Source organism: Planococcus beijingensis (assembly GCF_016820615.1).
In the GTDB taxonomy this organism is placed as follows: domain Bacteria; phylum Bacillota; class Bacilli; order Bacillales_A; family Planococcaceae; genus Planococcus; species Planococcus notacanthi.
This window is the reverse complement of sequence record NZ_JADHDZ010000001.1, coordinates 480,994-499,992: the sequence shown is the minus strand read 5'-3', so window position 1 is coordinate 499,992 and position 18,999 is coordinate 480,994. Positions and strand designations below refer to the sequence as shown.

General features: G+C 44.5%; 14 protein-coding genes. All 14 read right to left on the bottom strand.

Annotated features, from left to right (window positions below; all coding sequences use genetic code 11):
* Positions 1–164: 164 nt before the first annotated feature.
* The 14 genes from manA to IRE19_RS02230 all read right to left on the bottom strand — a co-directional run bounded on the left by manA (position 165) and on the right by IRE19_RS02230 (position 18,554).
* Positions 165–1,118 carry a mannose-6-phosphate isomerase, class I gene (manA, locus tag IRE19_RS02295; RefSeq protein WP_203339194.1) on the bottom strand — a complete coding sequence of 318 codons (954 nt, stop codon included), beginning with the start codon at positions 1,116–1,118 and terminating at the stop codon, positions 165–167.
* Between the two features lie 54 nt (positions 1,119–1,172).
* A complete protein-coding gene (locus IRE19_RS02290; RefSeq protein WP_203339193.1) occupies positions 1,173–2,558 on the bottom strand; it encodes a sugar phosphate nucleotidyltransferase in 1,386 nt (461 codons plus the stop codon).
* A gap of 419 nt (positions 2,559–2,977) precedes the next feature.
* Positions 2,978–4,285 (bottom strand): glycosyltransferase family 4 protein, encoded by a 1,308-nt coding sequence (locus IRE19_RS02285; RefSeq protein WP_203339192.1) that lies wholly within the window; start codon positions 4,283–4,285, stop codon positions 2,978–2,980.
* A gap of 50 nt (positions 4,286–4,335) precedes the next feature.
* Positions 4,336–5,445: a glycosyltransferase family 4 protein gene (locus IRE19_RS02280; RefSeq protein ID WP_203339191.1), complete on the bottom strand. Its 1,110-nt coding sequence runs from the start codon at positions 5,443–5,445 to the stop codon at positions 4,336–4,338.
* Positions 5,446–5,511: 66 nt separating this feature from the next.
* Positions 5,512–6,891 carry a hypothetical protein gene (locus IRE19_RS02275; protein WP_203339190.1) on the bottom strand — a complete coding sequence of 460 codons (1,380 nt, stop codon included), beginning with the start codon at positions 6,889–6,891 and terminating at the stop codon, positions 5,512–5,514.
* 71 nt (positions 6,892–6,962) lie between these two features.
* Positions 6,963–7,934, bottom strand: coding sequence for a glycosyltransferase family 2 protein (locus tag IRE19_RS02270; protein ID WP_203339189.1), 972 nt, complete (start codon positions 7,932–7,934; stop codon positions 6,963–6,965).
* A 36-nt stretch (positions 7,935–7,970) separates the two neighbouring features.
* Entirely contained in the window at positions 7,971–9,035 is a 1,065-nt protein-coding gene (gmd, locus tag IRE19_RS02265; protein ID WP_203339188.1) for a GDP-mannose 4,6-dehydratase, read from the bottom strand.
* Positions 9,036–9,046: 11 nt separating this feature from the next.
* Positions 9,047–9,997, bottom strand: a complete 951-nt coding sequence (gene fcl, locus IRE19_RS02260) for a GDP-L-fucose synthase (RefSeq protein ID WP_203339187.1) — start codon at positions 9,995–9,997, stop codon at positions 9,047–9,049.
* A gap of 291 nt (positions 9,998–10,288) precedes the next feature.
* The gene (locus IRE19_RS02255; RefSeq protein WP_203339186.1) at positions 10,289–11,764 is read right to left on the bottom strand and encodes an MOP flippase family protein; all 1,476 of its coding nucleotides are present in this window, start codon (positions 11,762–11,764) and stop codon (positions 10,289–10,291) included.
* A gap of 21 nt (positions 11,765–11,785) precedes the next feature.
* On the bottom strand, positions 11,786–13,900 hold the full coding sequence (locus tag IRE19_RS02250; protein ID WP_203339185.1) for a protein kinase family protein: 2,115 nt from the start codon (positions 13,898–13,900) through the stop codon (positions 11,786–11,788).
* A gap of 48 nt (positions 13,901–13,948) precedes the next feature.
* On the bottom strand, positions 13,949–14,965 hold the full coding sequence (rfbB, locus tag IRE19_RS02245; protein WP_203339184.1) for a dTDP-glucose 4,6-dehydratase: 1,017 nt from the start codon (positions 14,963–14,965) through the stop codon (positions 13,949–13,951).
* Between the two features lie 12 nt (positions 14,966–14,977).
* Positions 14,978–15,868: a glucose-1-phosphate thymidylyltransferase RfbA gene (gene rfbA, locus IRE19_RS02240; protein WP_203339688.1), complete on the bottom strand. Its 891-nt coding sequence runs from the start codon at positions 15,866–15,868 to the stop codon at positions 14,978–14,980.
* A gap of 17 nt (positions 15,869–15,885) precedes the next feature.
* On the bottom strand, positions 15,886–17,037 hold the full coding sequence (locus tag IRE19_RS02235) for a DegT/DnrJ/EryC1/StrS family aminotransferase (protein WP_203339183.1): 1,152 nt from the start codon (positions 17,035–17,037) through the stop codon (positions 15,886–15,888).
* Positions 17,038–17,075: 38 nt separating this feature from the next.
* Positions 17,076–18,554 (bottom strand): lipopolysaccharide biosynthesis protein, encoded by a 1,479-nt coding sequence (locus IRE19_RS02230; protein WP_203339182.1) that lies wholly within the window; start codon positions 18,552–18,554, stop codon positions 17,076–17,078.
* Positions 18,555–18,999: the final 445 nt, after the last annotated feature.

The window sequence follows — 18,999 nt, the reverse complement described above, 5'->3', positions numbered from 1 at the left end:
ATATTGTCCCATTGTAACATCGATAGTCCCCGAAATATAGTTCAATTATTAAGAATTTTTAATTTTAACAGAATAAATAGTTTTAAATACCTACTTTTTACCTTCATAATAACTTAAATTATCCTGTTTCATATATTTTAATATTCTGATAATTTAAGGCATTTTTAAGTATGGGATACAATCATTTCGAGCTCACCGTCGATGAAATAATTTCCGATGGTCGCAGGCACGATGAAGTTGTCGCCCTTTTTCACTGTCGAGACGCTTTCTTCTGTCACAATCTGGCCTGAACCACTGATGACACTGACCAACAGGAACGCGGTGGTTACCGGGACTTCAACTTTTCCGCCCAGCATCCAATGGTAGACAGTGAAGTATTCCCCTTCAACCAAACGGGTTGATTGCAGGTTGTTCAGCTGTTCCTTCAGATTCTCCTGCATGACCTGCTGATGCGGACAGGTCATGACCGCCATTGCTTCCTCTAAATGAAGCTCCCGCTTTTTGCCTTCCTGATCGACACGGTCGTAATCGTACAGACGGTAAGTAATATCAGAACTTTGCTGAGTTTCAAGAATCACAATGCCTTTTCCGATGGAATGCAAGGTGCCACTCGGAACATAGACAAAATCGCCTTTTTTTACTTTAATGCGCTGAAACAGCTTTTGCCATTCACCTTTGCTGACCAATTCCTGAAACTCTTCACGGGACTTGGCTTGATGGCCGATAATAATCTCAGCACCTTCTTCACAATCCAGAATATACCAGCATTCTGTCTTGCCATAGGGCATTTGCGCTTTCTCTTTGGCGTATGCATCACCCGGATGCACCTGCACAGACAACTGGTCATTGGCATCCAAAATTTTCACCAATAACGGAAAATCACTGCCAGTTGTTTCTGAGCCGAATAAACCAGGATAGTTCCGCCAAACCTCCAGCAGGCTCATCCCTTTTAATTCACCGTTCATGACAATCGACGGTCCATTTTCATGGGCAGAGATGACCCACGCTTCTCCAGTCGTTTCTGAAGGAATATCATAATCGAATAGTTTTTGAAGCTTCTCTCCACCCCAAATGCGTTCCTGAAAAACCGGTTTTAAGAAAACGGGCTCCTTGTACATAATCTTCCCTCCCACTATGGAAATGACAAGCAAATCATATGCGCTGCCCACCCATTATCCGTGGCGGGCGGTTTGGCGTACTTTGCAGATTGCTTCTATTTCTTCCCACTCATTGGATGTGCGGTAGATGTCTTCTTCGATCAGCTCACTGCCTGTCTGTACTTCGATGATTTCCATATTGGTCGTCGCTTTTAAAGTATGTTTAGCGCCTAACGGAATATGGATGACATCTCCTGTTCTGACGTGGCTCAATTGATCATTGAATACAAAAATCCCTTCCCCTTTAACGATCGTCCATACTTCGCTGCGTTTATAATGCATCTGGTAACTGAGGTTTTTGCCGGCGTTTATGCCCAGGCGTTTGATCAGCACTTCGTTGCCTTCTGCGTAGCGCGTGTACTCCAATACACGGTACCAACCCCAACGGCGTTCCTCATACATCGGACGGTTGTTGAAGCCTTCAACGTATTCCTTCACCTTGGTGCTGGCGTCTTTGTCCGTGACCAAAATGCCATCCGGACTCGCAGCAACCACCACGTTATCCAACCCCAGTAACGTAATCGGAATATCCAATTCATTGACAATGTGTGAGTTTTCCACTCCTTTGCCAATGATTCCTTTCCCCGTTACCTGGACCGCCATTTCTTCCGTCAGCGTATTCCATGTCCCTAAATCCTTCCAATACCCGTCGTAAGGCAAGGAGATGATATGTTCTGCACGCTCGACCACTTCATAGTCAAAACTGTTTTTAGGCAAACGGTGATAGTTTCTGAGCAACTGGGAATACTCAATCGGCATTCCTCTTTCTTTCAGCAAGCCGATAATATACCCCAATTTAAAAGCGAATACCCCACAATTCCATAAGGCATTCTTTTCAATCAATTCTTCCGCCTGCTGTTCCGTCGGTTTTTCTTTAAAGTAATCAACCGTCAAATAGGAATCGTGCGACTGGCTGTCTGGAATAATATAGCCATACTTCGCAGAAGGATAAGTCGGCTTTACGCCCATCAATGCCAAATCGGCACCGGATGAAAGCAGGACTTCTTCCAGATCTTGAACCCGATTGAAAAAGCGGTTTTCAACATATGGATCGACCGGGAGCATCCCAACCACTTCATCCAATCCGCATTTCTGGACAGAATAAAGATAAACTGCCGCCAAGGCGATTGCAGGGAAAGTGTCTCTTCTCTCGGGCTCAGTCACCACATGTACATCCTGGCCTAATTGAGCTTTTATCATATCCACCTGCGAACTGCTGGTGGCAATAATGGAGTTTTCAGCCATGCCCGTTTCTTCTATTTGCTTCCAGACACGCTGCACCATTGAAACCTTATTGCCCTCCTCATCACTTAAAACCTTGAGGAACTGTTTTGAACGCGCATCATTGGAAAGCGGCCATAGGCGTTTTCCCGATCCCCCTGACAACATTACTAATCGCATATTACGTCCTCCTTCTCCATCTGCAACTCTAAGTTGTGGATGGTTCATATTAATCACGCTTTTCAGAAAATATAATTGACTAAAAAAACTTATAGGTAATATATACCTGTGATAAAAATCAAGTAATCATATTTTCACATCAATTGAAAAAGGTATACCCGTATTATATATATAAATACCTAATAATTCAATATAATTTTCTAATTAATTAGAAATGTCAGATATATTTACCTATTTTATAATCCGGAACCTTTGAAAACAATAGGTTAATAGTTATTTAATTTTTCTGTTTTTTTAGAAATTATAAACATTTAAATTTTTAAATTGAAGCTAATCGACTGTCAAATTTTTCATTTCTTAATATTTGCACACAAAAAACCGCCTCTCCTGTTTTAGAGAGACGGTTCGAAAAAGTATATTCACTTTTTATTGATCACTTCATTATAAGGATCGGCTTGATAAGCCGCCTCCAGTTGCGGAGTACCAGCGACTTCCTGGAAGACAGCCCGATACTTATTGATGGATGTATCCCGCGTCAAATTCTCTTCAAGATAAACGCGTCCTTTGAGTCCCATCGCCTTCAATTCATTCGGATCCAGGCTTCGCAAATATTGGATTGCATGGACGACTCCTCGATAATCCTGCGGTTCAATGACCACTCCTGCGCCACTTTCAAAAATCAGGCGCTGCACTTCACTGCCTTGTTCCAGAACGCCCAGCACCGGTTTCCCAGCAGCCATGACCCCGTAGATTTTGCTTGGCACAGAAACCCCTTTGATGCCTTTTTGATTGACCACCAGATGGACGTCTGCCGCATTCAACGAATACTTAAGAAATTCTTTAGGCTGATACGGCAGGAACTTGACGTTTTCAAGTTGGTTTTCAGCCGCGTAATCCTGTATCCGCTGTTTTACAGCACCTTCACCGATAAACAAAAAGACAATATCAGGCTGGTCCGTAAATTCTTTGGCAACTCGGATTAAATTCTCCAAGTCATAGTATAGGCCAAGATTTCCGGAATACATAACGATGAATTTATCCTGCAGCCCATGGGTCTCCAAAAACCCACGGATAGCTGGTTCGTTTTTGTCCAGCGGCACTACGGCTTCTTCATCGGTCCAATTGCTGATGACGGTATGAGGCGGCACCTTTTGGCCGACAAAGCGCCCTTTCAAGGTTTCAGCCATATCTTCACCCACCAGCAGCACTTGGTCCGCGTAGCTGCAATTCAATTTATCGACAGCTTTGGCGATTTTAAAGACGGTCTGGTTATTCGTATAAGCAACTGCTGCCGCCTGTTCCGGATTAAAATCATGGACGCTGTAAATATGGCGCGAACGCTTCAGGAACTTGCCGATGGTACCGATCAAACCGCCCAATACCGGCGGCTGCGAAATCGTGAAAATGACATCCGTCCCTTTTTCCTTCAGCAAAGCGATATTCGCCAATAAAAAATAGGACGAAATGTATTTCATCCGACTGACTTTGGAATTCTTATCGACCTCAGGCAGTTTGATCCGGACCACTTTGATGCTCTCCAGATAATCCACCTCGAATAGGCGGTTGCTATCATGGTTTTCTCCGGCATATCCCGGCTGCGCGGCAATGACCGTAATATCAAAATTGTTCTGGAGGCGTCCCGTCAACTCTGTCATTAATTGGCTGGTCGCTGCGAGATCCGGATAGAAATAATTGATGACAAAGGTGATCTTTTTTTTACGTAGCATTCTGAGCCTTCCTTTCCCGAAGAACATGCCGCAATACGCGCAGTCTTCCTTTAAAGTTCATCAAAAATAGCGATTAACGAATCGGTGTATTTATCTTCCGTGTAGAACGCTTCAAATGTATCCCTGCTCACTTTTCCAAGGCGAAGGCGTTCTGCATCATCCGTCACCAAATTCTTAATAGCGGATTTGACGCCTTCGACAGTCGGCTCGATAATGACGCCGCAATCTTTAATGAGTTCGGCGATAATTCCTCGGTCTGATGAAATGATCGGCAACCCTGCCGCCATCCCTTCAATGATGGACATCGGCTGCCCTTCCACTTTGTACTTGGTCGGCAACGCCATCAGGTCCGATTCCAGGAAAAAACGTTTTTTCTCTTCACCTTGTTTAAGCCCATGGTATTGGATATGTGCTTCCATATCATTGTTTTGAATATACCGTTTCACTTCCTGGAATTCGGTTTCATTTTGGATGCCCCCAACCAGGTCCAGCCGCAGATTATGCCCTTCTTTAACTAAGGCAGTTGTCGCTTTGACCAATTCCACATAACCTTTTTCAAACATCAGGTTGCTTAAATACAATAACGAAATAGGTCCTGTTTTTTTACGTTGCCCCACTTCATCTTTAAGGATGAAATCTTCTGGAATGCCGTTGGATACGACTTCCACACGGCCGACGTAGCCACGGTAATTGGGGGCCAACTTACCACCCAATACAATGCCAACATCAATTTTCTTCAATGAATTGATGATGAACTTTTGGGCGATCCCAGAAGTCGCATCAATCGTGCCGCCTAAATTATTGCCATGCAGATGCGTCACCACTTTCCCGCGCCCCAATAATTTGCATGCTTGGATCATGACGCAATCCCGCAGCAAGCCCATTTTCGTCTGGGAAATGGAAATGTACAAAATCGGATTTTTCATCACGGCCGATAAAAAACCGGAGTAAAGAATCGCCAAGGAATCGGTCAACAATTTATCAAAAGAAAGAGCCCCCGGATGTTCAAAATCCTTCCGGCTCAAGTTGATTTTCTTCACTTTATACCGCTGGTGAAGTTTTTCGGATTTGTACAAAGACTGCAAAGCGATACTCTCTCCCAAAATGGGAGGAGGAAGCGGGCCTACAAAGATTAAATTCCCTTTTTTTACTCTAGCCATACTGACTCACCTCTCATTGAATGACATCTGCCTGCCAAAGAATTTCATGGACAAGCAGGAAATTACCTATGCATGTGGATCAGTGGATTTCAATGCAGGCTTGTCCACCAAATCTTTCTCAAAAGATGCAATGACCAGATACAGGATGATGAAAATCGGCATGATGATGATCAACGGCTTGATATAATAGATATAGCCGTACCAGAACACTCGGGCAATCGTCAGCACAATCCAGTAATACCCCAGAGCCATCCCCATATTGCCGAAAAATTTCTTCAGCAAGACCGCCGGCACAAACAGAACAGCATAAGTCGCAAAAGGTGCCACGATCAATCCGATAACCTCAAAATTCAAATAGTATTCCCCGTAGACAAACAATCCATAATTGGTATGGATCAGCGATGCCACCAAGTGGGCCGCCTGTGGACTTTGCGCCTCGATTCCGAAGAACGAAGGAATCAACTGCGGAATATAGTCGATGAGCGTATTATAGTTGCCATAGGTATGTGTCACTTCCATTGCAGCGGCTGTCGAATAGACAAGGTCTTGTACAGTGGGATAGTTGATGAGCATGAAGAGCGATTCCGTAATGGCTTCCACGTCAAAAATCAACCCAGTATGCCGAACCAGCCCCAAATAAGAGAAGACCAGCAAACCGCCGACAATCAATGCCGCTTTTTTAAAAGAGAACTTCGACCGGATGACATCCGCTTTTTTGGTAGCTGTCAGAAGCAGATACAGGATCAGCAACAAGCCCAAGATATCAACTCTGGCATAATGCGCCAGCAGCCAAAACGGCACAAACAGAATGGCGAACTTCCGGATCGCACTGCCTTTGACACCCATCAACACGAAGAAATACGAGATGACGACCACAGAATTCCAGGCATTTCCGGGAAGCAGGCTGGGCGACAGCTCATGATAGGCCTTCCCCGGCAGATCCGGCAAATAAATAATAGAAGAAACGATGGCGACTGCACTGAAAAACCAGGTAGCCAATAAGCTTTGGACCGTCCCTGAATAAAACGCCAAAATCTTCGCATCGTAACTGCGGTATGTTTTATTGGTCAGCCACAGCAGAATTGACCAGATATAGTAGAAAAACAAGGCACCGAATGCCAATGTGTAGAAATGCTTTTCAATGAGATGGGTGCGGTCATTGAATAATGGCTGCACTTCTCCCACTGGCCCGAAACCCAATATGCTGATGATCGGCAAAAATAGCAGGACCAGCGAAAAAGTTGCAAATCCCACCTTAAAGACATAAATATCCAAAAGGAATTTAAAGGAAAAAATAATTAAAATGAACAAATTCCACGGATCTTCTGGATTGAAAACCTGGCCAATACGAAGCAGATAATAAATCACAGAAATCCCGGTTAGTAAATTGACGATGATATACAGGACTTTTTCAAATCGATCATCGGCCTCAAGTTGTTTTTCCATCGTCTCAGTCCTTTATTCGTGATGTCCTTTTCCTGATTGCCAACCGCATACCTTTCCGGCTACTTCAATCCTCAGGACGGAGTAGTCGCGGATAATAGGTGGGATTTCCTGTTGTTTTTTTTGGATTGCGTATAAAGATAAGATAAGACCTTCATATTCAAAAAAGTCGACAGATAGTAGAACAGGAACTTCAACGAAATGCGATCATCTTTAAACCCTTCTGCCAATACGTTGCGTGACAGCCGAACGGTTTCTTTGTTTCCGCTGATGATGGCGGTCCTGAAAATCACTTTCCAAATGGTTAACGTAAAACGATGAAAAGTCGATTTGGGCTGTTTTTTCGCCAATCCTTTATACTTTTCAAAAATACTCATATGCCCAGTCAGCACCGACTTTTTATTGGTGGTGATCCGCTCGCCACTGTGGTGATAGAATAGCACCAGGCTTTCTTTGACAAAATCGAATTTTGTCACCTGCGCCAGTCTTATGTATAAATCCCAATCCTGGCAACTCGGCAAACTGGCATCAAAGCCCTGCACCTGATCCAACACTTCACTCTTCACCAAAACCGACGATGTGGTATCAATGCAATTGGATTCAAACAGTTTCGGCAAAATTCCCCCTTTGTATGCCGGAACGATTTTACGGGTAGGCTGGTTGTGTTCGTCGACAACCTGTACTCCCGTATAAACCACTCCAACATCGGGCTGGCCTTCAAATTGTTTGAGCTGCCTTTCCAATTTATCCGGCAGCCATTGATCATCCGAATCCAAAAAGCCGATAAAACTCCCCGTGGCTTGTTTGATTCCAGTGTTTCTGGCTTCCGATCCACCTTTGTTAGTGTCGTGTCTGAGATAGATGATGCGCTCATCATCCATCCCCCTCACGACTTCAGCCGTATCATCTGTCGAGCAATCATCGATGATGATGATTTCGAAGTTCTGATGACTTTGGTTTTCCAGGCTTTCTATTGCTTTTTTCAGCAACTCCGAACGATTATACGTCGGAATAATCACACTGACTTTATCATTTAAGGTCACCATTAGATTTCCCCCCACCCGATAAGGAACCCGCTTAGATTAGTACTCAGTGATGGCACTTTTTTCTTCTTTCAACAAATTGCAATCGTGTGTCACCATGATTTCCACGAGTTCTTCAAACGATGTGGAAGTCGGGTTCCATCCAAGCAGTTTTTTCGCTTTTGAAGGATCCCCCAACAGCAACTCGACCTCTGCTAAACGGAAGTAGTCAGGATTTACTTCAACCACCACTTCACCCGTTTTCACATTAATGCCTTTTTCGTCAATTCCTTCACCTTGCCATTGGACTTCAATTCCTGCATGTTTAAAAGCCAGCGTCGCAAATTCACGGACAGTATGCATTTCCCCGGTGGCAATCACGAAATCTTCCGGTGTTTCATGCTGAAGAATCAGCCACATGCATTCTACGTAATCCTTGGCATAGCCCCAGTCGCGTTTGGCATCGAGGTTGCCCAATAATAGTTTGTCCTGTTTGCCATGGGCGATGCGGGCAGCCGCCATCGTGATTTTGCGCGTCACGAACGTTTCGCCTCGGCGTTCCGATTCATGGTTGAAGAGGATGCCATTCACGGCGAACATATCATATGACTCCCGGTAATTTTTTGTAATCCAATAACCGTATAGCTTCGCTACGCCATAAGGTGAACGTGGGTAAAACGGCGTGGTTTCCCTTTGTGGGACCTCCTGCACTTTGCCGTATAGTTCAGAAGTCGAAGCCTGGTAGATGCGCGTCTTTTTCTCCAAGCCTAGGATACGGACCGCTTCCAGGATGCGCAACGTGCCGATACCATCAACGTCTGCTGTATATTCCGGCGTTTCGAACGACACTTTGACATGGGACATCGCTGCCAAGTTGTAGATTTCGTCTGGTTTGATTTCACTGATCAACCGGATGATATTCGAGGTATCGGTCATATCCCCATAATGGATATAAAAATTCTCACTCGACTTCAATTCTTCAATATACAAGTGTTCGATGCGGCTGGTGTTGAAGCTTGAACTGCGGCGAATAATGCCATGAACCTCATAACCCTTCTCCAATAAGAAATCCGATAGAAACGATCCATCCTGCCCGTTAACTCCAGTAATCAATGCCTTCTTCATGATTTTCCCCCTCAATTCGTCATCATTGTATTTTTTTCTATATTTTCCAAGAACCATGTATAGGCCATCTCCAAGCCTTCATCCAACGAGATTCTCGCTGTCCAGCCAAGGTCCTTCAGGCGATTGACATCGACCAGCTTTCGTGGAGCGCCATCCGGTTTGGAAGCATTAAAGACGATTGCCCCGGAGTAACCGACTGTTTTTCCGATTTTCTCCGCGAGCTCTTTGATGGAAATGTCTTTGCCCATCCCAACATTGACCAAATCACTGCCATTGTACGTATTCATCAAATAAATCGCAGCATCCGCCAAGTCATCCGAATAGAGGAATTCACGTTTCGGTGTCCCGGTCCCCCACACTTCAACAGTCGGCGTATTGTTCAATTTAGCTTCATGGAATTTCCGGATCAGTGCCGGCAAAACATGGGAGCTGTTCAAATCAAAGTTATCATTTGGTCCGTATAGATTGGTCGGCATGATGGAAATGAAATTTGTCCCATGCTGCCGGTTATAGGCCTGACACATTTTAATCCCCGCAATTTTCGCAATGGCATAAGCTTCATTTGTCGGCTCAAGTTCGCCAGTCAGCAGCGAATCTTCCCTCATCGGCTGAGCCGCCAACTTCGGATAGATGCACGTGCTGCCAAGGAACAGCAGCTTTTTGATATGGTTCTGATGGGATGCATCAATGACGTTGGTTTGAATCATCAAATTATCCCGGATAAAGTCTGCTGGAAAATCATTGTTCGCCACAATCCCTCCCACTTTCGCAGCTGCCAAAAATACATATTCCGGCTGTTCCTCTTCGAAGAATGCATCCACCTGATCACGCTTCGTCAAATCCAGTTGCCCACTGGTCCGGAACACAAGATTGGTGTAACCATTTTCCTGCAAATTTCTTGTAATCGCCGATCCCACTAAGCCTCTATGCCCCGCCACGTAAATCTTTGAATCCAAATTCATAATTACCCCACCTTTTTCTCAGCGAATGCCATAGATAATTTATGGATGCTGGTGTCTTTTTCATGCTCATATATAGCCAAGGACTAAGATAAAATCAAATAACATCAATATACCCAAGACTATATACTTATTGATTGATTTTATTTTTCCATTCTACCATACAATAGTCTAAATATTACAGATTATTTTGATTATTTGATAATTAATATTCTACATATGTTAAAATTACAAATAATTACATTTTTTAAGTGATGTCTCTCTTTAATGAAACCCATCTACTCCATCAATCGCTTATGCCTGTTTAACCACCGACCGTTTTTGAAAAAAACTTTTTACTTCCACCACCAATTCGCGTTGATTGAAAATTAGCAACAAACCATACACCAGCATACCGATCAAAGCGTCTATAACAATGATGCCGATTGGTCCGACTCCTGTTAACTGGGTGTTGATGGCGTATAAAGGAGCCAGCATAATAACCGAGTGGGCCATCGGTTTGACGATCGACATCGTCAACTCACCTAAGCTATCACCGATAATGTGGCGGATTCGCACAAAATAACTGACGTAGAACAGCACCAGCCTCAGCAAACCAACGGACAATGCGACCACGAAGATGTTGTCGGATAAACTGGACAGGAAAACGACAGCGGGTATAATCCCCAATTGAGCCAGCTGCCAGTAAAAACTCCACCTTACTTTCCCAACAGCGATAAATAAGCTGCCGCTTGGATTTCCCAATGCTTTGAACAAAGCATAGAGGCAAAGGATTTGAATGATCAAAATGCTTTGTTGCCAGTCTCCTCCAAGCAAAAGCGGGACAGCATAAGGAGCCAAGACAATCACTCCCGCCAGAATAGGGGCATTAAAAGTAGTCAGCATATTGGTGATCAACAGATAAGCTCTGCGCAATTTGGCGCTGTCCAGCTGAATTTTTGAAAATACCGGAAACGCTACCCGGTTGATCATGGAATTCAATTTCTGGACAGGCTGCATGATCAGGTTCATAGCCATGCTGTAATAGCCCAGCGCCACTGACCCCAATGTGATGCCGATGATCACCTGATCGATTTTTGTAGTGAAATAATTGATGCTCGTTGAACCGAGCCGGTACATGCCAAATGACACGAAACCTTTGATGGCATTCCACGAAAATACGAACTGCGGCCTGGTTTCCGGATTTCGGTAACCGCCGACCACCCACGGGACACTTCTGACCAGCGACATGGCAATATGTCCGTACACCAGTGACCACGCACCAAGAGTTGTGAAGGCTGCCAAATAAATGGTCAGCAGCACACCGATTGTCGTCGCCAGGATTTCGTTTTTGGTGATTTGGGTGAACTCCAGTTTTTTTGTAGCAAGCGTCTGGAACTGCAGGCCGAACGGCAAGATCAAAAAGCTGATGCCGACTACTTGAATCATCGGTGTCAGGCTAGGCTCATCAAACAACAGGGCAATAACAGGCGCGGCTATCAATAAAACGAGAAACAGCACCAGCCCCACGAAAATGGAAAACCAGTAGAGGCTGGACAGTTCGAGCTTAGAAATTTTTTCTTTTTGGATAATGGCATCCGTGATGCCCATCTCCAGGAACAATTGCGAAAACTGGATGACGATCTGCACCATGGCGATCAGCCCAAAGACAGCTGGCCCCAGCACCCTCCCCAAAATCAGCAACTGGCCGATCTGCAGGACACTCGTTGCGAGCATCGATATTGAAGTGAGCTTGACGCTGCTCACCGCTTGGTTTTTTAAAGACGCCATAGGCCATTCCTCTAATCGCGTTTAATATAATATCTTTTTCCACATATTGCGGCGTTGCTTTGGAAATATCCCGTATGGCTTATCTTCCGGAAAATCTTCCGGAAACCCATTCAAGTCGAACGATTCACGGACATCCAAAGGCTTCTTTTCATATTGATAAAGGAATTCGAAGTCGATGACCTTCAATCCCTCAGATGTCAAAAGGATATTCCCCGGATGGAAATCGATCAGCGCATACCCTTTGTTGTAGAAGAATTCATTGATCTTGAAAATCTCCTGTTTATGCTTCCGCTTCAGAATCTGCTTTTTGATGTGCCAGCTTTCCGTCACTTTATGGGTTTTCAAGTAAGGGACGATGATGTAGTTCTCGCCGCTGTCGATCAGCTTCGGAATAAAATCACATTCCTTGCTCAATTCGCCGTAAACAAACTTTTCACGTTCCAAAAACCGTTCTTTGCCCGCTTTATAGGTTTTCTTTACCGCTTTTCCTCCTTGGTACTCAATGACTTCCACTTTGGCGCGCCGCTTTTTTTCAGACACGTCCGCTATCACTTTTTCCGGCGTCCGGTAAGCGTTGTCCCATTCAGTGACAATCGCTTTAATATCACCAATGAGATCCGGTGCGACTGCAGTAATATAATCCAAAGCTTCAATTTCATCGTCAGCGCTGTGAAGCGGATTGGCCCGCTCATCTTTGGATAAGGAAAAATTGATTTCCGAACGCAACTGCTCTTTCAACAAATAATGTTCGTTCGAGACATGCGGGTATTTTTTCTTCATCTTTGCACTTAACGGTTTCGGGTGGTAATCATACATGACCAGCAAAGTCGACGGCTTGCCGCCGCTCACTGGCCATGGACCTTGCCCCCAATTACCGCCGCGCATGCTTTGGGAGGCATTTCTTTTCTGTTCTTCATCCAATTTGACCGCCCGAATCAAGCACAGGCCGTTGCGTTCAAACCAATCGATGATCTTATGGGTCAACTGCCGCTCTTCCGCCCATTCCCGCACAACAAATACCATCAGTTCCCCGTCTTTTTCAAAATTATGCTCACTCGATTTGATGGTCGACTCGAGCCAGATGCCACTGACGCCGATCAGTTTCCGGATCGTGTCAGTCGACGGCGCCCACCCTTCTTCTTCAAGAAAATGATGGAAATATTCCAGGCTGATTTCTTCCAGCACGACACCGGTCTGTGCAGCAAGCTCTTGCAGAACTCCCGGATAGTCATGATCCTGTGGAATCTTTTTGACGACACCTCCGGCTTTGGCTGGAATCCCTGATTTCTCGCCTTTGTGGTAAACCGCATGGTACATGAGGCTGAGAAAATAATGGCGTTTAGACGGAATAGAATACTTGCTGTTCCACAATTCTTTTTGATCCAGAATCGTTTCCGCGATGTAAGGCGGATAATAGGCGATATTATGGAAGTTGCTTCCCGGCAACCCGCCTGCGCTATAAATATCAAACGGCAAAATACCGACTTTTTCATTTAACAAGTCCCTGACTTTTTCGATATGGGTGTCTGAAACCAACAAGTCCACGTCTTCATCCAGATCCAAAAAAGGCAATTCATTAAACCAGCGCAAAATGACGTAATCCAGTTTCCGCTCATTCAAAAGGTCAAAAAAGTTTTCCAGCCCCAATTCAGGAGATAGGTATTGCCGAGCTGCCTTTTCTTTCCGGTGATTGCGCTTGAAGACGATACCGGTCCGGGTTTCACCTGCACCGCCGGCAAACGCTTCAAAATGAAAAGACCATTTTTTCTTTCTCGCCAGCTTATATGCCCAGAGCGGCAGGAAGCTGGCACGGTCAATGATTTTGGACGGAATAAACAAGATCACATCCGCAGAAGAATGAAACGCATTTTTCAGATCCATAAAATCAGCCCGGTTGATGATTAATATTTCTGCATTGTTTTTATAGGTCAACGTCTTTTCATTCGCGTAATACAGATCAGGATCCCGGCTGCCCATCGGCTCGCCTGTACAGATCCCCAAATAATTTTCATAACCCGAAGCTGCCAGCTGTTTTTTCAGGCCGCTGGTTTCAGCATTGAATTCCAGGACTTTCACTGCCTGTTTATCCGGATACAATTTCCTTATATATTCACTGATTGTCGACTGATTGCTCAAGCTGCTCTTCCCCCTTGTCTACCGGCATACAACATCTGGCCCACATCTCTATTTGCGTGCATATTGCCTATCGAAGTATTGCTGGTATTCGCCACTGATGATTTTTTCCCACCATTCCTTGTTTTCAAGAAACCAATCAACGGTTTGGGCAATGCCTGTTTCAAAGTCATAAACCGGTCGCCATCCCAATTCTTCGATTTTCGTTGGATCGATGGCGTATCGTTTATCATGGCCTAAACGGTCTTCGACAAATTCAATCAGCTCATCGGTCTTCCCTAAAGCCCGAATGATGGTGCGCACCACTTCAAGATTGGTCATCTCATTATGGCCGCCGATATTATACACTTCGCCGACCGTTCCGCTATGCATCACCAAATCAATCGCCGAGCAATGATCCAGCACATGGAGCCAGTCACGGACATTTTTGCCGTCGCCGTAAACCGGAACTTTTTGGTCATTCAGCACCCGTGAAATCGTCAATGGAATCAATTTTTCCGGAAAATGGTACGGACCGTAATTATTGGAGCAGCGCGTAATATTGACCGGCAGCCCATACGTTTCGTGATAAGCCCGGACCAATAGATCCGAAGACGCTTTGCTGGCACTGTACGGGCTATTAGGCTGGATCGGTGTTTCTTCCGTAAAGAATGTTGTGGGATCGAAGCTCAGTTCGCCGTAAACTTCATCAGTCGAGACATGGACGAACTTCCGGACTTCCGCCGATTTAGCAGCGTCCAGCAACACTTGCGTGCCCAGCACATTGGTTCGGATAAAAACCTCCGGATCTGTAATCGACCGATCGACATGGCTTTCAGCAGCAAAGTGGACGACATAAGTAAAATTCACCCGTTCGAATAATTCGCCCACTGCCTGTCGGTCAGCGATATCGATATGGACAAAACTGTAGTTTTCTTTGTTTTCGATTTGCTGATGCTTTGTCAGATCTCCTGCATACGTCAGCAAATCGAGATTATAAATATGGTATTGCGGATATTTCTCGACCATGTATTGGACAAAGTTCCCTCCAATAAATCCCGCTCCGCCGGTTACTAGTACATTTTCCATGGAGGCGCCCCTTTATGAGTTATTCGGTAATAATGATTTTTCAGAAGCAATATCCAGCAGGTACTGACCATAATCCGTCTTTTTCAAAGACTGCGCCAACTCGATCAATTGCGCTTGATTGATATAGCCTTTCCGGTATGCGATTTCTTCCAGGCATGCCACATATAGCCCTTGCCGCTTTTGGATGGCTTCTACGAAATTGGAAGCTTCCAATAAAGCTTCATGTGTTCCGGTATCGAGCCAAGCCAGTCCGCGCCCCATAATATTGACCTGCAATTCGCCGCGCTTCATGTACTCATCAACAACGGAAGTGATTTCTTTTTCTCCACGCGCGGAAGGTGCGACTCCTTTTGCAATCTCAACGACTTTATTGTCGAAGAAATAAAGGCCAGGAATCGCATAAGAGGATTTCGGCTTCTCCGGCTTTTCTTCAATAGAAATGACATTCAGCTCGTCATCCACTTCCACTACACCGTAAGCTCTCGGATCTGCTACATGACAGCCAAAAATGATGCTGCCATTCTTCAGCTCAGCTGATTCCTGCAGCCTGCTTCCGAAATCCGATCCATAAAAGACATTGTCGCCGAGCACCAATGCCACAGGCGAATCGCCAATAAAACTTTCACCGATTGTAAAGGCTTCAGCTAATCCATTCGGCTCTTCCTGAATCGCATACTCCAATTTGATGCCCAGTTTTTGTCCATTGCCCAACAAACTCAAAAAGCCGGAGATATCTCTTGGCGTTGAAATAATCAGGATTTCCTTGATTCCCGCAAGCATCAATACAGATAATGGATAATAGATCATCGGTTTGTCGTAGACAGGCAGCATTTGTTTTGAAATCGATTTGGTCAACGGGTAAAGGCGGGTCCCCGTTCCACCAGCTAAAATAATTCCCTTCATCATTGATCCCTCATTTCTTATAGTTGAGATACACTTTCCTGAGCAACATGCAATTCCCGGATAATTTCACAAATGGCTTTGACCGATTCAATCGGCAAATCACCGTAATAAGGCATCGCAAGAACCTGTTGGACCGCCCGTTTCGCATTCGGCAGATTTTCAGGCCGCGCGGATGGCAGTTCGCTGTACCACTCGAAATCGCTGCATAAAGGATAGAAATACTTTCTGGCAAAGACCTTGTATTTTTGGAGTTCCTGATGGACAGTATCCCTCGACTGCCCGAACACCACTTCGTCTATTTCAATGACAAAATACTGGTAGCTGCTGGATTCGTCTTCAAGCTTCGTCAAAATCCGGATGCCGTCAATATCCGATAAATTTTCTTCGTAGGCTTTTTTGATGGTATGGCGTTTTCTTCGTTCGCCTTCAACCACTTGCAGCACTTCAATCCCGACACCCGCCTGGACTTCATTCATTTTGGCGTTCAATCCCGATAACACCACTTCTTCAGCATTGGCAAGCCCGAAGTTTCTCAGCAAATCCAACTGCCTGCCGAGTTCTGGATCATTGTAAGTTAAGGCACCGCCTTCGATCGTATTGAACAATTTGGTGGCGTGGAAACTGAACATCGTCATATCGCCAAAACTGCTGATCGGCTCCCCATTGATTTTGGAACCGAACGCATGGGCGCCATCATAGATGACCTTCAGGTTATGCTTATCGGCAATTGCTTGAATTTTTTCCACATCGCACGGATTTCCGAAAACATGGACACCCAGAATGGCGCTTGTTTTTTCGGTGATCAACGCTTCGATTTTATCGGCATCAATATTGAAGGTCTCCGGATCGATGTCACAAAACACAGGCGTTAAATTATTCCAGTCCAAAGCTTGTACCGTGGCTGGAAATGTAAACGGCGTCGTAATGACTTCCCCCGTCAATTTCAACGCTTTCAAGCCGAGCAGTAAAGCCATCGTGCCATTCGAAAACATCGAAATATGTTCTACCTCCAGATGATTTTCGAGCTGTCGGCTCAATTCATCATGTTGCGCACCGAAATTCGTCAATTGTTTGCTGTCCCAGACCTTTTTTATCCGTTCTGTGACATCGGTGATATCCGGCAACAAAGGCCGCGTCACATAAATCGGTTGTTCAAAAGCTTTAGCCATTACATTCCCTCCCAAGGTTTAAATCCACTTTCTGCCAATCAACCCGTCTTAGCGGGCTTAATCTTTTTTATGACAGGTACCAATAAGTCAAGAACGGTATCGAATTCCTGAATTTTAAACAGTTTGCTAATCGAGATATAGAGCACTACACCAATTCCAATCTGGCAAAGCAAGGTCGGTAGATTGGAAAAGGGCAAAAATCCGCCGATGCCGTAAACTACTGCGCCCATCGCCAAAGAAATGCAATAGATCGGAAACAAGTCCTGAATCTGTTCTTTGACGCTGTATGAAATCTCGCGACCAGAAAAATAAATATTGATGAATAAGGAAATGTGCGAGTCAATAACCACTGTGGCCACTAAGGCCGTAATGCCCCAATCCATCCAGAAGACAATAAATATCAGCACTGTCGGCACAATGGTCTTAATGATTTCTAAATACAAAAACAGATCCGAACGCCCTTTCACTTGAAGAATGTTCAAATTTAATGCGTGTATCGGATACAGCATTCCGGCGATGCACAACAGCTGGAAATAAGGGATCATCTCTGTCCACTTTTCACCGAAAACCAGTAAAATCAGCGGCTCCGCGACTGCCGCCACACCGACCATAACCGGAAAAATGAGAAATCCGGAAAGTTTGATGATTTTCTTAAAACTTTGCTTTAGCCTATCGTGCTGCTCTTGGATCCCACTCAATACCGGGTAGGTTACCCGCTGGATGGTCGCCGTCATCGCTTGTGTAGCGACATCACTGAATTTCGAGGCATTCGTATAATGCCCTAAAGCAGTGGGCGTATATTGCTTGCCGATGATGAGGTAGTAAATGTTGTTATAGGTTGTATCAATCAAACCTGACACAAGCAATTTCCAGCCGAAACCAAAAAGCCGCTTGAAGGATTCTACACTGAAAACCAGTGAAGGCATCCATCTCCTGGAGAAAACCAGCAACAGCGCTTGAATAAGATTCAAAGCCAGCATCCGGATAACCAAACTCCACACACCAAAACCAGTCAGCGCCATGGCAACTGCTACAATGCCCGACAGCACACTTGCTGCCATATTAACTTTAGCCTGCACCTTGAAATTCACTTCTTTGGTGAACATCGCTCTAGGAATGATCGAGAACGCATTCACGATGACACCTAATGCCAATACCCGGATAATCGACGTTAATTGATCTTGATCGAAGAAGTTGCTGATCAGGGGCGCCGAGACAAATAACGCTGCATAAATAAAAATAGATACAGCCAAGTTAAAATAGAAAACCGTTGAATAATCGGTTTGATTGGCTCTTTGATCCCGTATCAATGCCTGTGTAAAGCCGCTGTCGACAAGTGAATTCGAGAGTGCAACGAACACCAGAATCATTCCGATCAACCCAAAATCGGCAGGAGCCAATAACCGCGCCAGGATAATTTGAATAATAAACTGCACGCCTTGATTTCCCAACATGTCTCCGAAGCTCCACAACAGACCGCTGATTGTTTTTTTCTTTAATGACTTTTCCTGTTTCATCTGCCGGCTCCTATCAATGAAAACTTTTGATGCAAAACGTTGTCCGAAGTGCCTAAATGTTCAGATATTTGTAATTCAACTATTATTTAATCACAAAAAGTAGGTAAATAACATCTATTTTACGCCAATAAGAACTTACCTCCCTTTTAGATACAATACTTTATGCTTATTTTTACTTCTTGAATTTCATTCTAACATACTATAAGTCATAAATAACAGATAATTTAGATTATTTTTATATTTTTAATATGAAAATTATTCCACAATCTTTTATAAAACTAAAAGTTTCGTAGCTATTCTTACAATTTTCTAAGTAAGACTCTTCATTTATCTGTTATATCCTTCCTGTTTTTTAGAAAAGCTGAATAAGGAGATTATTCCAATTGTTAAAACCGGCTTTCGCCTTTCCCCATTAAAAAAGAGCCGGATTAAAGTTCATCCAACT

Bases quoted from the DNA above. Each gene is read 5' to 3' on its own strand.
- IRE19_RS02275 (WP_203339190.1), bottom strand. From the start codon at position 6,891: ATGGAAAAACAACTTGAGGCCGATGATCGATTTGAAAAAGTCCTGTAT.
- IRE19_RS02285 (WP_203339192.1), bottom strand. From the start codon at position 4,285: ATGCTACGTAAAAAAAAGATCACCTTTGTCATCAATTATTTCTATCCG.
- manA (WP_203339194.1), bottom strand. From the start codon at position 1,118: ATGTACAAGGAGCCCGTTTTCTTAAAACCGGTTTTTCAGGAACGCATT.
- rfbA (WP_203339688.1), bottom strand. From the start codon at position 15,868: ATGAAGGGAATTATTTTAGCTGGTGGAACGGGGACCCGCCTTTACCCG.
- gmd (WP_203339188.1), bottom strand. From the start codon at position 9,035: ATGAAGAAGGCATTGATTACTGGAGTTAACGGGCAGGATGGATCGTTT.
- IRE19_RS02255 (WP_203339186.1), bottom strand. From the start codon at position 11,764: ATGGCGTCTTTAAAAAACCAAGCGGTGAGCAGCGTCAAGCTCACTTCA.
- fcl (WP_203339187.1), bottom strand. From the start codon at position 9,997: ATGAATTTGGATTCAAAGATTTACGTGGCGGGGCATAGAGGCTTAGTG.
- IRE19_RS02280 (WP_203339191.1), bottom strand. From the start codon at position 5,445: ATGGCTAGAGTAAAAAAAGGGAATTTAATCTTTGTAGGCCCGCTTCCT.
- rfbB (WP_203339184.1), bottom strand. From the start codon at position 14,965: ATGGAAAATGTACTAGTAACCGGCGGAGCGGGATTTATTGGAGGGAAC.
- IRE19_RS02290 (WP_203339193.1), bottom strand. From the start codon at position 2,558: ATGCGATTAGTAATGTTGTCAGGGGGATCGGGAAAACGCCTATGGCCG.
- IRE19_RS02235 (WP_203339183.1), bottom strand. From the start codon at position 17,037: ATGGCTAAAGCTTTTGAACAACCGATTTATGTGACGCGGCCTTTGTTG.
- IRE19_RS02270 (WP_203339189.1), bottom strand. From the start codon at position 7,934: ATGGTGACCTTAAATGATAAAGTCAGTGTGATTATTCCGACGTATAAT.
- IRE19_RS02230 (WP_203339182.1), bottom strand. From the start codon at position 18,554: ATGAAACAGGAAAAGTCATTAAAGAAAAAAACAATCAGCGGTCTGTTG.